A 14,376-nucleotide genomic window follows, 5' to 3' on the forward strand; every position below is an offset into this window, starting at 1 on the left:
GTCTCTTACTCTTTGGCCATAACGGCAAAATAAAATCCATCTGTGCCTGTGGAGGCTGGTGTCAGGGTCAATGTGCATCCATCTTCGGACCACGGCTTTGGCGCGTCTACGCCAATGCGTTCTTCATAGACCTCCCCCGCAGACAGCAATGTAAACTCGGGGTTAGCCTCTAGGAATGTATAGACTTGGCCTTCGTTTTCTTCGGCCAGCATGGAACAGGTCACGTAAAACAACAGCCCGCCGGGTTTGACAAAAGCCTTCGCCCCCGCCAGCACCACGCGTTGTTCTTTATAGCGTTTCTCTAGGCTATCCTCTGATAGTCGCCATTTCGCATCAGGTTTACGCCGCCACGTGCCGACACCCGAACAGGGCGCATCGATCAGGACTTTGTCCATCTTACCCAATAGGTTTTCCAAGTTCTTGGACGGTGGCTCGACGACATTGACAATATCTGCACCGTTGCGGGCCGCGCGTTGATAGAGCGGGGCCAAGCGGCGCTTGTCGATATCAAAGGCATGAACTGCGCCCTCATTATTCATATCCGCCGCCAGCGCCAGTGACTTGCCGCCGCCGCCAGCGCAGTAATCAAGGATTTGCTCGCCAGGTTGCGCGTTGACCAGAAGGCTGACGATTTGACTGCCTTCGTCTTGGATTTCAATGCCGCCTGTTTGGTATATTTTCTCAATCTGCACATTAGGCAGACGGCCAGAGCCAACGGCAGGCGCAACGCGAAGGCCTATGGGGCTGCTGGGGCATGGCTGCGCGCCTTGTTCACTGAGGGCTTTGAGCGCATCACCCACTGTGGCTTTGATGGTATTAACCCGCATATCCAGCGGCGGGCGGGCGGTCAGGGCTTGGCCCTCGGCTATGGCGTCGTCCGTGAAGTTGTTTTCAAAGGCGGGCCAAAGCCAATCCGGCACATCGGCTTGAACCCAATCGGGGGCCGATGTCAGGTCAATTTTGCCGTTTAGCAGTGCGACTTCATCACCGCTAAGCGCGCCCGGGCCGAATTTATCATCCGCGACTAAGGCTACCAATTCATCAACAGCCGTGTCATTCATAAAGACGGTCGCACCTAAAATTAGGTTACGCGGGCTTTCCCCGCCCATGCGAAAGCCGAGCGAGCTTTTGCACCGCAGCGCATCGTAAACCAGATTCCCAATGGCAGAACGGTCCTTAGACCCCGCAAAACGGTTGGCCTTACCCCAATCGCGCAGGGCCATAGCAACAGGCGTATGGCGGTCAAGCACATCGGTCAGCACATCAATCGCCGCCTGTATGCGGCCCGGTTGACGCATTTAGAGCACCGCCAGAGCGGCTTGCACGACCAGAGCCGTCAAGGCCAAGGCCCCAATAAGGAAGAATATAAACCGCGTCATGATATGGTTCACAGTTAAATGCACAGCGGCATGAGCGATACGGCTAGCGACAAAACCCCAAGCCAGCAAGACGGATACATCCGTCACGGATTTTGTTATATAAAGCAAAAAACAGACCGCAAAGAACAGCAACGGTAATTGATATTGATTATCGAAATTATCGCCCGCGTTTTTCATCCAGCCTTGCCAGCCGTTTTTAGCGACATCGCGCATGTCGACTTTCTTGAGCATGACAGACCCCACCCGCGCCCAGACAAGCCAAAAGGCAATTAAAATCATCATGATCATTTGAATGACCATAGGCGCAAAAATATCAGATTGGCTTAGCATAGTGCGTCCTTAGGTCGGGGTTGAATAATTAGGGGCTTCGCGGGTCATGGCGACGTCATGAACATGGCTTTCGCGTAGGCCCGCATTGGTGATGCGCACAAACTCTGCGTTTTTATGCAGGGTCGGAATGTCTTTAGACCCTGTGTAACCCATGGTCGCGCGCACACCGCCGAGCAGTTGATGCAATATGGGGCCCGCTGGCCCTTTATAGGCAACGCGGCCCTCAATCCCTTCGGGGACGAGCTTCATCGTGTCATTGACTTCTTTTTGGAAATAACGATCGGCCGAGCCGCGCGCCATTGCCGAAACAGACCCCATACCGCGGTAGGCTTTGTAGCTGCGCCCTTGGAAGAGGAACACTTCGCCCGGCGTTTCTTCGGCACCTGCCAGTAAAGACCCGACCATTGCGCTGCTGGCACCTGCGGCTAGGGCTTTGGCCATATCGCCAGAATATTTAATGCCGCCATCCGCGATGACGGGCACGCCCGCTTTATGGGCGACTTTGCAGACATCGATAATGGCCGTTAATTGCGGCACGCCCACGCCCGCGACAATGCGCGTGGTGCAAATTGATCCTGGGCCAATCCCGACTTTTAGCGCATCAGCCCCCGCATCAATCAGCGCTTTGGCGGCGGATTCTGTAGCGATATTACCCGCAATAATCTGTTGGTCAGGATAGGCAGCTTTGATGCGTTTGACTTGTTCAATGACCTTGATCGAATGACCATGGGCCGTATCAATGACCAGCGCGTCAACGCCCGCCTCTATCAAAGCCACGCAGCGTTCATAGCCCGCATCCCCCACAGTAGACGCCGCCGCCACACGAAGACGGCCTTTGGCATCTTTACATGCATTGGGATGGGACAGCGCTTTGTCCATATCTTTGACGGTAATCAGCCCAACGCATTTATAGGCGTCATCAACTACCAATAGGCGCTCAATCCGGTGCTTATGCAAAAGCGCCCTCGCCTCGTCCTCTGTCGCACCTTCCAGAACAGTCACAAGATCTGTGGTCATAAGGTTACGCACCTTTTGCGTGGGATCAGCGGCAAAGCGTACATCGCGATTGGTGACAATCCCGACCAGCGTGCCGTCATCCTCGACCACGGGAATACCCGAAATATTGTAACGCTCGCCAATGGCTTTGACGTCTGCGCGTGTGGCATCGGGGTGGATGGTCACAGGGTTCACCACCATGCCAGATTCAAACCGTTTGACCTTGCGGACTTCTTCGGCTTGCTCCTCAATGGATAGATTGCGGTGAATAACACCAATGCCGCCCGTTTGGGCCATGGTGATGGCCAGCGGCGCTTCGGTCACCGTATCCATCGCCGCAGAGACAAGCGGAACATTAATCGCAATGCCTTTGGTAAGCTGTGTTTTTAATACAGCATCGGCGGGTAATATGTCTGACGCGCAAGGTTGCAAAAGAACGTCATCGAAGGTTAGGCCTTCACGAATCTCCATCGGAGTCTCCATCGCTTTTGCAAGCGGGAAGTATCAGAGATATCGGTAAGGCGCAAAGGGAAAGTGTTAAAGATGTGTAAAAGCTTTCGCGCGGGGCCTTATTGCGTCGCGTTAAAGATAATTTCGCCGTCAACCACAGTCATCACGGCTTTCGCCTCTAAAATATCAGGACCATCGACGGTCATGATGTCTTTATCAAAAACAGAGATGTCAGCACGCTTGCCAACCGTCAGAGAACCAAGGCCGTGATCTTGGAACGCGCCGACCGCTGGCCAGAGCGTAAACATCTTCAGCGCGTCATCACGGCTGACGACTTCGGACGGATACCACCCCGGCCCGCTAAATCCGTTTAAATCTTTGCGGGTCACGGCGGCGTAAAATTCAATCATCGGGTCACCGACCTCGACGGGGGCGTCTGTGCCGCCAACAATAATCGCGCCCGCATCAATGAGTGAGCGCCACGCATAAGCCCCTTCAAGGCGGCTTAAGCCCAAACGGTCAACGGCAAAATGCAAATCCCCAATCGCGTGGCTCGGCTGCATGGACGGGATGACGCCTAAGGCTTTGAACCGCGCAAGGTCATCAAGCGATAGGATTTGCGCATGTTCAACCCGCCAACGCGGCTCGGCTACGGCACGCTCTGATACTGGGACAGCGTCAAAGGCGGCCTCAAACCAATCGAGTAATTCACGATTGGCTTTGTCTCCAATCGCGTGGGCTGTCACTTGTGTTCCGGTGCGCAGTGCATCTTTAAAAATTGCGATACTAGCGTCCCGCTGCATCCGCATGATGCCTAAATTCCCTGGATCATCGCTATAATCTTCAAACAATGCCGCCCCGCGAGAGCCAAGCGCGCCGTCCACGTACAGCTTTATCGCGCGCATAGTGAAATGATTATCCAAATCGGTTTGCACAGCGTTGCTGCCTGGCATCACTTTTCCATTGGGCGATAAGACAGAGCCGTAGACCCGAAGACCAATATCACCGCCATCGACCAAACCTTCGGCCAGCGTCATGTCAGCTGGGTCAAAAGAGACCGCATGGATATTCGTCCAGCCGCGCGAGGCATAAAGCGACGCGCCCTTTATATAAGCCTCTCGTTTTCGCGCCTCTGTCAGCTCTGGATGAAACGGCAGCACAAGGAATGCGGCTTTGTCGATCAGCATACCTGTCGGGGAACCGTCCACCCCTTTTAGGATATCACCCCCATCAGGGGACGGTGTATCGCCGTCAATCCCAGCCAAGGCCAGCATTGCAGAATTGACCACCACGGCATGACCATCCGCGCGTTCTAAGACGACAGGGTGATCGGGCGATACCGCGTCCAAATCATCTTTGGTCGGAAATCGTTTTTCTGGCCAATGGGTTTCAATCCATCCACGGCTGAATATCGTTTCGCCTTTGGGGGTTGTATCAACAGCGGTTTTAAGGCGGGCTTGCAGCTCTGGAATAGACTTTATATCAGTCAGCTTAAGCGACATTTCCTTAATGCCGATTTCCATCAAATGACCGTGACCATCGGTAAAGCCAGGAAACAGTGCCGCACCCGATAGATCGATATTACGCGCGCCCTTACCCGCGTGCTGCGCGCACCAATTGCCCGCGTCAGGCCCGACATAAGTAATAGTTTTGCGTGATATAGCCAGCCCTTGCGCCGTAGGATTGCTATCATCGGCGGTATAAATTGGCCCACCCGAAAAACAAAGACCAGACGGAAGAGAGGTCGCCGTCACGACCGCATTGTTATCAGCCGCAGAACAGCCCGCTAATAAAGCCAAAGCAGACAATCCCAATAAATAAGCTTGTCTCATGTAACCCCCGATTAAACCCTACTTCGACTTTTTACCGCGGTATCCCAGCGCCACCAAATACATTTCCGGACTGCCGGCGCGAGATGATTTTGGTTTGGCGTGGCGGACAGTTTTGAAATTATGTTTAAGGCGGTCTAGCAGGGTTTTTTCTGCCCCGCCTTGGAAGACCTTGGTCACGAAATGCCCGCCGGGGGCGAGGACATCCATGGCGAACTCTGCTGCCGCCTCGACAAGGGCTACGGTTTTTAAGTGATCTGTTTGCTTATGCCCTGTTGTGTTGGCCGCGAGGTCAGACATGACCACATCAGGCGCGCGGCCCAAATGGGATTTAAGGGCATCGGGGGCTTTCTCGCCCATGAAATCCATGTGAAGGATTTCCGCTGTACCAACAGCTTCGACAGGCAAAATATCAATGCCGACAACCTTTTCCGCGCCGAGTTCCAGCGCGACTTGTAACCACCCGCCGGGCGCACAGCCGAGGTCAACGACATGGCTGTTTTTCTTAATCAGGTTGAATTTCTCATCGAGTTCTTTCAGCTTAAACGCCGCGCGAGAGCGGTATCCTTGGATTTGCGCTTTGCGCACATAAGGGTCGTTGATCTGCCGCTCAATCCAAAGCTTGGAGGACAGTTTGCGTCCCCGCGCCGTCTTGACCTTTTTAGTCATCATACGGGTGGCATCTTCGGCCTTTTCAGGCGCAGTTTTACGGCCGCGTTTGGGGCCGTCGGGCGCACCACCAGACATCTTACGAGGCCGCGTATTTTTAGGTGTATCATCCGTCATTAGAATTGGTCTTTGAATTGTTATCACCCTCGTCATCAGGCTTATTATTATGCGACCCCCGATGCGGTGCCAGTTTTTGCGTTTGCTGCATCAATCCCATTAACATGCCTTCGCGAAGACCTCTGTCGGCCACGCGGATGCGCTTTGACGGCCACATTTCACAGAGCACATCGGTAATGGCGCAGCCCGCCACGAGGAGCTTTGCGCGGTCAGCCCCAATAGAGGGCTCGCTCGCGCGCGACTTTAGCGAACGACTGGCCATATCACGCGCAATCGTAACGGCAGCGTCCGCAGGCATCCAAAGACCATCAACCTTGTCGCGCTGGTAATAAGGCAGCTTCAAATGAATACCCGCGAGTGAGGTGATTGTGCCTGATGTTCCGACCAAATGCCCACGTCCCGCATTAAACACATTAGTGAACCGCGTCGCGCAGCCTGCATCATCAATACATTCACGGACGCGGTTTTTCATATCTTCATACCATGTGGCGCGGTCATCATGTTCTGGGATTTGTTCTGATAGGGTCACGACACCCACGGGCAATGACGCCCAAGCGCTAATCGGGGGGCGGTGCACGCGTAATGTCCCGTTCGGATCGCGCAGGCGGCGCACATCTACCCATGACAATTCCGTCGAGCCGCCGCCAATATCAACGACCAACACAACGTCTTTGTTCATATCAATCAGGTTTAAGCAGCCCATCACGGCAAGGCGCGCCTCGACACGCGGCGAAATCACTTCAAGGCTAATGCCCGTTTGCTTTTTGACCTCAGCGAGAAACTCTTCGCCGTTGCTCGCCTGACGGCAAGCTTGGGTTGCCACACAGCGCCAGCGTTTGACGTTTTTAGATTTCATTTTGCGCGCGCAAACACCAATAGCGTCCACGGCCAGTGACATGCTCTCATCCGACAGGCGGCCGGTAGCGGACAATCCTTTACCAAGGCGCACAACTTTGGAATAGCTATCGACAACGCGAAATCCATCGCCCGCAGGTCTGGCGACCAGCAAACGGCAATTATTCGTCCCTAAATCGAGGGCCGCATAGGTCTTGCCTCGTCCCCCTTGGGAACTCCGGCGGTTATTCCGTTTCCGCACAGAGCCGTCTGATGTATCAGGGGCTGTGTTTGCGGGCCCGGATGCTTCTTGATCCGGCATGTCAGTCTTTCATTTACGGTGTCGCCAGAAAGCCCCTAACAGGATACGGCGCCACATCGTTCTTCTCGACCTTCATATCAACTGTCACGCGCAGGTCAATCGTTATGACCTCTATCCTGCGTTATGTGAAAGCGGCTTAGTGCATGTCGATATGATCAGAAAATTGCGACCAATCCGGTTCAGACCGCAAGGTTTCCATGGCTTCATGCTGGGAGAGGAAAATTTGTCCCGTCAATTGGTCAATGAAATCGGAACGGTGCAAGCGTTCGCGCACATGGCTGTGAAGCTCTGATATATGGAGCCGCACATTGGCGCTCATCAGACGCTTATTAATCTCGTGCAGCGATGACAGCGCGCTAGCGTCGATTTTGTTCACAGCAGGACACATCAAAATCAGATCTGTCACCTCTGGAAATTCAACGACAAGCCGCGCGACTTTGTCCTCTAAGTAGCGCGCATTAGCGTAATAAAGGCTCTCGTCAATGCGAAGCGTGATAACAGCGGGGTCAGTCTCGACGTTAAACCGCTCTGCGTCGCGGTAATGCTCTGTGCCTGGGAAACGGCCCACACGCGCCATATGCGGCTTTAACGTCGCGCGAATATGCAACGCCATCGCCAGCACGACACCCACTAGCACGCCCCATTGCACTCCCACCAGTAACACGGCCAAGAACGTCGCAACCGCCGTCAAGCCGTCTGTGCGAGAATAGACCCATGTGCGCCACAGGTTCTTAAACTCCATCATCGAAAAACAAGCGACAATAATCAGTGCAGCCAATGTCGCCAGCGGCAGCGCGGTCAGATAGGGCGTGAGCAGTAGCGCCGTTAGCGCCATAAAGGCGGCGGCCAAAATACTCGCTATGGGGGTTTGCGCGCCTGCACTAAAGTTGACAGCAGAGCGAGAGAGCGACCCGTTCACAGGATAGCCCGCCGTCAATCCAGCCATGACATTTGACGCGCCGAGGCCCAGTAATTCCTTATCCGCATCGACCCGTGTTCGCGACCGCGCGCCCAAGGTTTGCGCAATGGTCATGCTATCGACAAAGGCCACCACAGCGATGACAAGGGCGGGTATCAGTAGCGCCTCATAGGCCACAAGCGATAGCGCGGGAATAGCAAAATTAGGAAGCCCTGCGGGAATATCGCCGACGACACGCAAGCCGAAGCGCCCTGATAAATCCAGCCCTGCGCTCAGCGCGATACACAGGCCGACGACAAATATCGGTGCAATACGCGTGATAATGCGCGCTGTAGTCGGCTTTAAATGAAAGATTTTATACAGACCATAAGCGAGATATTTTTTAACCGCCCAAAGCGTCAAAATTGACCCGCCCCCAATGAGCATCGTCACGCTTTTGGCATCACCAACATTGCTTAGTAATGTCTGCATCAGCGATAGGGCCGTTTGGCCGTCTGATGAAACGCCAAAGATATGACGAAGTTGGCTGATGATAATCAACACCGCCGCCCCTGTGATATAGGCGGACACCACAGGGCGGGACACAAAGTTCATGATGAAGCCTGATTTCAGCAAGCCGAAAATCAGCATAAACCCGCCCGTCATCAATGCCAGCGCCGCCGCAGAAACTAGCCGCTGCCCCTCGGGAATCGTCGCAATCGCTGCCGCCGTCATAAGCGATACAACCGCCGTCGGGCCAACGGATAATTGCCGCGACGACCCAAACAAGGCGTAAATCGCGAGCGGGAAAATTGACGCGTAAATACCAGCTTTGGGTGGCAAGCCGGCCAGCAGCGCGTAAGCCAAAGCTTGCGGGACTAGCAGGATTGTCACGATAATTGCGGCGACCAAATCTTCGGAAAACACGGCAGGGCCGTAGCCGCGCAACCAATCATATTGACGGTGCAACGCGCTCGATTTCTTTACCGCTGTCGGTTCCGCATCAGAGGCCATAAACAGGGTGTGTCAGAATTTGGCGGAACTGACAAGACAGCAGGCTCCAGAAGACTATATCCAGCGCCTGACACGGGTCATGTATTTTTGATACTCAGGGCCAAATTGAGCGAGAAGCGCGACTTCTTCAGGCTTAATTTGAAAGGCGGTCATATAGGCAACAAACCCGATGATGATCGGGAATGCCAGATAGTTCGGCCATAAAAAGGCTGTGCTAATCAAGACAAGCAGCATACCCAAATACATCGGGTTGCGCGAGATGCGGTAGGGCCCACCATTGACAACGGTTGATGTCTTTTCAGGCTTAAACGGATTAACCGTTGTTTTATTGAACTTAAACAGCACACCCGCCCAAAACAACAAAGCGATACCCAAACCAAAAAATAGATAAGAAAACAGGACTAAACCATTCATATTCAACGATAAATTAGGCACAAACATATGGCAAATTTTAACAGCGGCAATGGCCATTACCGTTAATATTGGCGGCGGAATACGGTTAGCCATTACCTTTATTCCGCCCTTCAAATTCTTCTAACATCGGCTTTATCTGCGCGAGGCTATAGCCCGCCTCTGTGACAGCGGCCAGCACGCCGTCCACGCCGAGGCTATCCACGTGAGCAAAGCACCACAGCGCAGCAGAGCGCATACCGCTGGCGCAAAAGGCCACAATCGGGCGCGGCATGGTGGCGAAGGCCTTATGGCTTGCGTCGAGTGTGGTCTGCGGGATGCCGCCCGCCATCGGAATGTTACGGTAGTCAACACCAAGCTCTTTCGCGGCTGCCGCAAGGCTATCCGCGCTTGGTTGCATGACGGCTTCATTATCGGGGCGGTTATTGATAAAACTCATCACGCCTTGTTCGACCAGCGCGGTCATGGTCATGAGGTCAAGCTGACCCGTGACAAAGACATCTCCCGGTAGTTCGCGCATTAAGCCAAAGCCCCCTTAAGCCAGCATCGCTTTGGCGGTGGCAACCACGGCATCAGTGGTAATACCGAAATGCTCAAACAGTTCGCCCCCAGGCGCAGACGCGCCGAAGCTGTCCATGCCAACAAAGCCGTCAGAACGGTTTAGCACCGCGTCCCAGCCTTGGCGAATACCCGCCTCGACCACGATTTTTGGCAGATCTTTGCCAATGACAGAGCGCACATAATTCTCGCCCTGCTCTAGGAACAAATCCAGACACGGCACAGACACGACCCGCGCGGACACGCCTTGGGCAGCGAGCTCTTTATGCGCAGCGACGGCGAGTTGCACCTCTGATCCTGACGCAAGCAAGACAATATCGTCTTTGCCTTCGCCCGGGATAAGCACATAGGCCCCGCGTTCGCACATATTCTTTGACGCGTCATCCCGCAGCGCTGGCAAGCCTTGGCGGGTCAGCGCCATGACAGACGGCCCCGCTGTGCGCTGCACGGCCAGTTCCCAGCACTCCGCCGTCTCTAAAGCGTCGGCAGGACGGTAAGTATGGACATTGGGTATCGCGCGCAGGCTCGCCACATGTTCAACGGGTTGGTGCGTTGGGCCGTCTTCGCCGACTCCAATACTGTCATGGGTCATGACGTAAATCACCCGTGCCCCCATCAATCCCGACAGGCGAATGGCCGGACGGCAATAATCCGCGAAAACAAGGAATGTCCCCGCATAAGGAATAATCCCGCCGTGCAGCGCCATACCGTTCATCGCGGCCGCCATGGCGTGTTCACGAATACCGTAATTGACGTATCGTCCGCCGTATTCACCCGCCTGAATATCAGGCACGGTCGACGGGGTGCGCGTTTTATTGGAGCCTTCGAGGTCGGCAGAGCCCGAAATCATGTCAGTCAGAGATTTGGTCAAAACCTTTAATGCATTACCCGATGAGGCGCGTGTGGCCAGCGACGGCATGTCTTTGGCAAGGCCGTCTTTATAGGCCTGCATGTCGGCCTCCCAGCCTGCGTTTAATTCACCCGCTACGGCGCGGTTAAAGTCATCAGCTTTCCCGTTCGTTTTCAGGCGCGCTTTCCAATCGCGGTGCTCTCGGCGACCTTTGCGGCCCGGACGCGCCCACATTTTATACACGTCTTCGGGGACCTCAAATGGGCCGTGGGTCCAGCCCCAGGCTTTGCGCACGCCCGCGATTTCATCATCACCCAGCGGCGCGCCGTGAGCCTTGTTCGTGCCGGCCTTGGTCGGAGCGCCCTTCCCGATTGTTGTTTTACACGCAATCATCGTCGGCTTGTCCGATTTCTTGGCCGCGCGAATGGCATTGGCAACCTTGCGCGGATTATGACCATCCACCGCAATTGTCTTCCAGCCAGATGCTTGGAAACGCTTATGCTGATCGGTGGAATCAGAAAGGATAACACTGCCGTCGATCGAGATATTATTATCATCCCAGAGCACAATCAGGCGGTTAAGCTTCAAATGCCCTGCGAGCGCAATCGCCTCTTGCGAAATGCCTTCCATCAAGCAGCCGTCACCCGCAATGACGTATGTATAGTGATCGACCAACTCATCCCCGTAGCGCGCATTCATATGACGCTCGGCCAGCGCAAAACCGACCGCATTGGCAATCCCCTGCCCCAGCGGGCCTGTTGTTGTCTCTACGCCTTCCAAATGACCATATTCAGGATGCCCCGCCGTGCGAGAGCCAAGCTGGCGAAAGTTTTTAAGCTCGTCCATCGTGGCTTGCTTGTAGCCTGTCAAATGCAGCAACGAATAAATCAGCATAGAGCCGTGGCCCGCCGACAGAACAAAGCGGTCACGGTCTGGCCAATGCGGGTCTTTGGGGTCAAATTTTAAAAACTTGGAAAACAACACCGTCGCCGCATCCGCCATACCCATGGGCATACCGGGGTGGCCAGAGTTGGCGCGCTGCACCGCGTCCATAGACAGAGCCGCAATCGCGCCCGCCATCGCTTTATGCTCAAGTTCAGATTTAGAGAGGTCGGCCATGGTTCACCTATGGGGCTGATTCTGTTTTGGATAAGCTACACCGAACCACACAGAATTAAAGCGCAAAGCCGCGCGTTGTTGTGGATGGCATTCTACAGCCCAAACGCCATCGCCACGTGATACGTCACGCCCGCGGCTGCATAAGCCAGCAGCATGAGATAGGTGAAGGCAAATAGCGGCCATTTCCAGCCATTGGTTTCTTTTTTCATCACGGCGAGCGTGGACAGGCATTGCGGGGCGAAGACGAACCACGCCAGGAATGCGAGCGCCGTGGGTAGTGACCAGTCGGCGGCGAGCAGCGCGCCAAGTTGCCCTTCTTCGCCGCCCAGCGCGTAAATTGTCGCGAGCGAGCTGACCGCGACTTCGCGGGCCGCCATGGCGGGGATAAGCGCGATAGACATTTCCAGATTAAAGCCGATGGGCGCCATGATAGGCTCTAAGATTTGACCGATTTTGCCTGCAAAGGTCTCTCGGATATTGGTCGCGCTAGCGGGGTAACTGGATAGGAACCAGATGATGATGGAGGCGGGTAGAATGATTTTACCGGCGCGGGTGATGAAGATTTTCGCGCGCTCCCACAGCCCTAAAAAATAGTCCTTTAGGACAGGCATTTTATAGCTCGGCATCTCCAGCAGCAGCGACGGCTTCGCGCCTTTGGTCACTGTGCGTTTCAGCACATAGGCCGCGATTAGCGCAAAGACGACCCCCGCCAGCACGAGCGAGAAGCCAACAAGGCCTTGCAGGTTAAACGGCCCGACTTTGGTGCGCGGAATAAAGGCCGCAATGATAAGCAGGTAAACAGGCCAGCGCGCCGAGCATGTCATCAGCGGCGCAATCAAAATGGTCGTCAAACGGTCGCGTTCACCCTCGATTGTGCGGGCCGCCATAATGCCGGGAATGGCGCAAGCAAAACTGGACAGTAGCGGGATAAACGCCCGCCCGTTGAGGCCCACTTTGGCCATAAGTGTATCAATCAAAAACGCCGCCCGCGCCATATAGCCAGACGCCTCTAGCATCAGGATGAAGGCAAAAAGGATGATAATCTGCGGCAGGAACACAACAACTGCCCCGACGCCTTCGATGATGCCGTCAGCGAGAAGTGAGCGAAACCAGCTATCAGGCAGAGCCCCTTCGACCACGCCCTTTAGCCACCCGATACTATTGAGTATGCCGTCCATCAACGGCCCCGCCCACGCAAAGACCGCTTGGAACATAACAAACAAAATTGTGGCCAGAATGATAATGCCCATAACGGGATGAAGCACAATGTTATCAACACGTTGCGTGAATGTCTGCGCGTGATCGCTTTGCTCGACAACGTCGCGCGTGATGGCCCGCGCCTCGGCTTGGAGCACTTTTAAGCTTTGCTCTGATTGGCTAGGCGCTACAGCCGTACCGTCGCTTAGCTTGGGTAGCCAGCTGTCGAAATAATCCAGCAGAGCCGCCCGCCCCGCGCTACGCACCGCAACCGAGGATATGACAGGTACGCCGAGCTTTTCCTCCAGCGCATTGACATCAATCTCCATGCCGTCGCGCGCCGCCATATCCATCATATTCAGGACAAGCACCATGGGGATGCCGTAATTTTTGGCTTGCAGGACGTTGTGCAAATGGGTGGTGATGTGGCTCGCGTCCATGACAACGACAAGGCCGTCCGGCGCGCGCTCGCCGTCGATGTTGCCGCGAATAGCATCAATGGCCACGCGCTCGTCGATACTGTGCCCGCAATCGCCGTAAACCCCCGGCAAATCCAAGAGCTCCGCGCCAAGGCCTTGCGGGGTCTTGAACAAGCCCTTTCGGTATTCCACCGTTACGCCCGGGTAATTGGCGACTTTGGCCCGCCCCCCGGTTAGGGCATTAAAAATGGATGTCTTGCCGCAATTTGGCGCCCCCAGCAGGGCCAAGCGCGGCACACGAATGTCGCTAATAACGGTCATGATAATTCCACTAAAACTGCGGCGGCCTCGTTTTTACGCATCGCAATCAGGGCCCCGTTCAGCCTGACCGTCATCGGGTTCCGCCCAAACAAACCCCAATGCAGCGGCTCGACAATGTCGCCTTCCGCAAAACCAATTTCGCGCAAGCGGATCTCTAAGTCGGGATCAGAGGCCTTAAAGCCCAGCACGCGCGCCGTTTGGCCTTTGGTCAAATCACGCAGGACAGTCTTTATTGCTGAAGTTTCTTTGGTCATGTGCCTGCTGATACTGCGAATAGGTCGCAAACACAAAGGAAATCGGTCAAAATTTGTCCAAAATACACTGAACTCGAACAGGCATGATTTTTCGAAAATTTCTATGAATTTTTACGAAACTTCGCATAGACAGGCCATAAAGCTTCGCCTATAACGCGCTCCTCTGACACACCGTCAGCGCCCGAATAGCTCAGTTGGTAGAGCAACGGATTGAAAATCCGTGTGTCCCTGGTTCAAATCCAGGTTCGGGCACCATTCACACTTAATAACTTATTGTAATATAACAATAAATTGAGTTGTTCAGAATTTGTTCCCTCCTTTGTTCCCTCCAGCTGCTTAGCGAATCAATTTTCGCTTTGTGCTCATTCTTTATGCAGATTCTCTTTCTTATGTTTCTGCGGGTTCCAAC

12 protein-coding genes and 1 tRNA gene are annotated in these 14,376 nt (G+C 54.5%); 1 reads left to right on the plus strand and 12 read right to left on the minus strand.

Annotated features, from left to right (window positions below):
* Positions 1–5: 5 nt before the first annotated feature.
* The 12 genes from AB6B37_RS08020 to AB6B37_RS08075 all read right to left on the minus strand — a co-directional run bounded on the left by AB6B37_RS08020 (position 6) and on the right by AB6B37_RS08075 (position 13,967).
* Complete coding sequence (locus AB6B37_RS08020; RefSeq protein ID WP_371398368.1) at positions 6–1,298, minus strand: RsmB/NOP family class I SAM-dependent RNA methyltransferase; 1,293 nt, start codon at positions 1,296–1,298, stop codon at positions 6–8.
* The gene (locus AB6B37_RS08025; protein WP_371398369.1) at positions 1,299–1,709 is read right to left on the minus strand and encodes an MAPEG family protein; all 411 of its coding nucleotides are present in this window, start codon (positions 1,707–1,709) and stop codon (positions 1,299–1,301) included. It lies immediately after the preceding gene.
* A gap of 9 nt (positions 1,710–1,718) precedes the next feature.
* Complete coding sequence (gene guaB / locus AB6B37_RS08030; RefSeq protein WP_371398370.1) at positions 1,719–3,188, minus strand: IMP dehydrogenase; 1,470 nt, start codon at positions 3,186–3,188, stop codon at positions 1,719–1,721.
* 86 nt (positions 3,189–3,274) lie between these two features.
* Positions 3,275–4,987: an amidohydrolase gene (locus AB6B37_RS08035; protein WP_371398371.1), complete on the minus strand. Its 1,713-nt coding sequence runs from the start codon at positions 4,985–4,987 to the stop codon at positions 3,275–3,277.
* Between the two features lie 18 nt (positions 4,988–5,005).
* On the minus strand, positions 5,006–5,770 hold the full coding sequence (locus tag AB6B37_RS08040) for an RlmE family RNA methyltransferase (protein ID WP_371398372.1): 765 nt from the start codon (positions 5,768–5,770) through the stop codon (positions 5,006–5,008).
* A complete protein-coding gene (locus tag AB6B37_RS08045; protein WP_371398373.1) occupies positions 5,760–6,926 on the minus strand; it encodes a Ppx/GppA phosphatase family protein in 1,167 nt (388 codons plus the stop codon). Before AB6B37_RS08045 ends, AB6B37_RS08040 begins: the two co-directional genes overlap by 11 nt.
* A 136-nt stretch (positions 6,927–7,062) precedes the next feature.
* Positions 7,063–8,838 carry a SulP family inorganic anion transporter gene (locus AB6B37_RS08050; RefSeq protein ID WP_371398374.1) on the minus strand — a complete coding sequence of 592 codons (1,776 nt, stop codon included), beginning with the start codon at positions 8,836–8,838 and terminating at the stop codon, positions 7,063–7,065.
* Positions 8,839–8,892: 54 nt separating this feature from the next.
* Positions 8,893–9,345 carry an isoprenylcysteine carboxylmethyltransferase family protein gene (locus AB6B37_RS08055; protein ID WP_371398375.1) on the minus strand — a complete coding sequence of 151 codons (453 nt, stop codon included), beginning with the start codon at positions 9,343–9,345 and terminating at the stop codon, positions 8,893–8,895.
* A complete protein-coding gene (locus AB6B37_RS08060) occupies positions 9,338–9,769 on the minus strand; it encodes a beta-lactamase hydrolase domain-containing protein (RefSeq protein ID WP_371398376.1) in 432 nt (143 codons plus the stop codon). Before AB6B37_RS08060 ends, AB6B37_RS08055 begins: the two co-directional genes overlap by 8 nt.
* A 15-nt stretch (positions 9,770–9,784) precedes the next feature.
* Complete coding sequence (gene tkt, locus AB6B37_RS08065; protein ID WP_371398377.1) at positions 9,785–11,776, minus strand: transketolase; 1,992 nt, start codon at positions 11,774–11,776, stop codon at positions 9,785–9,787.
* A 92-nt stretch (positions 11,777–11,868) separates the two neighbouring features.
* Positions 11,869–13,713 carry a ferrous iron transport protein B gene (feoB, locus tag AB6B37_RS08070; protein ID WP_371398378.1) on the minus strand — a complete coding sequence of 615 codons (1,845 nt, stop codon included), beginning with the start codon at positions 13,711–13,713 and terminating at the stop codon, positions 11,869–11,871.
* Positions 13,710–13,967 carry a ferrous iron transport protein A gene (locus tag AB6B37_RS08075; RefSeq protein WP_371398379.1) on the minus strand — a complete coding sequence of 86 codons (258 nt, stop codon included), beginning with the start codon at positions 13,965–13,967 and terminating at the stop codon, positions 13,710–13,712. Before AB6B37_RS08075 ends, feoB begins: the two co-directional genes overlap by 4 nt.
* 179 nt (positions 13,968–14,146) lie before the next feature.
* Between AB6B37_RS08075 and AB6B37_RS08080 the strand changes: the two genes are divergently transcribed.
* Positions 14,147–14,222, plus strand: a tRNA-Phe gene (locus AB6B37_RS08080).
* The last annotated feature ends 154 nt before the right edge of the window (positions 14,223–14,376 follow it).

Source organism: Fretibacter rubidus (genome assembly GCF_041429785.1).
In the GTDB taxonomy this organism is placed as follows: Bacteria; Pseudomonadota; Alphaproteobacteria; order Caulobacterales; family Maricaulaceae; genus Fretibacter; species Fretibacter rubidus.

Excerpts from the sequence above, each read along its gene's own strand:
- AB6B37_RS08060 (WP_371398376.1), bottom strand. The coding sequence starts at position 9,769 with ATGCGCGAACTACCGGGAGATGTCTTTGTCACGGGTCAGCTTGACCTC.
- AB6B37_RS08075 (WP_371398379.1), bottom strand. The coding sequence starts at position 13,967 with ATGACCAAAGAAACTTCAGCAATAAAGACTGTCCTGCGTGATTTGACC.
- feoB (WP_371398378.1), bottom strand. The coding sequence starts at position 13,713 with ATGACCGTTATTAGCGACATTCGTGTGCCGCGCTTGGCCCTGCTGGGG.
- AB6B37_RS08040 (WP_371398372.1), bottom strand. The coding sequence starts at position 5,770 with ATGACGGATGATACACCTAAAAATACGCGGCCTCGTAAGATGTCTGGT.
- guaB (WP_371398370.1), bottom strand. The coding sequence starts at position 3,188 with ATGGAGACTCCGATGGAGATTCGTGAAGGCCTAACCTTCGATGACGTT.
- AB6B37_RS08020 (WP_371398368.1), bottom strand. The coding sequence starts at position 1,298 with ATGCGTCAACCGGGCCGCATACAGGCGGCGATTGATGTGCTGACCGAT.
- AB6B37_RS08045 (WP_371398373.1), bottom strand. The coding sequence starts at position 6,926 with ATGCCGGATCAAGAAGCATCCGGGCCCGCAAACACAGCCCCTGATACA.
- AB6B37_RS08035 (WP_371398371.1), bottom strand. The coding sequence starts at position 4,987 with ATGAGACAAGCTTATTTATTGGGATTGTCTGCTTTGGCTTTATTAGCG.
- AB6B37_RS08055 (WP_371398375.1), bottom strand. The coding sequence starts at position 9,345 with ATGGCTAACCGTATTCCGCCGCCAATATTAACGGTAATGGCCATTGCC.
- AB6B37_RS08025 (WP_371398369.1), bottom strand. The coding sequence starts at position 1,709 with ATGCTAAGCCAATCTGATATTTTTGCGCCTATGGTCATTCAAATGATC.
- AB6B37_RS08050 (WP_371398374.1), bottom strand. The coding sequence starts at position 8,838 with ATGGCCTCTGATGCGGAACCGACAGCGGTAAAGAAATCGAGCGCGTTG.
- tkt (WP_371398377.1), bottom strand. The coding sequence starts at position 11,776 with ATGGCCGACCTCTCTAAATCTGAACTTGAGCATAAAGCGATGGCGGGC.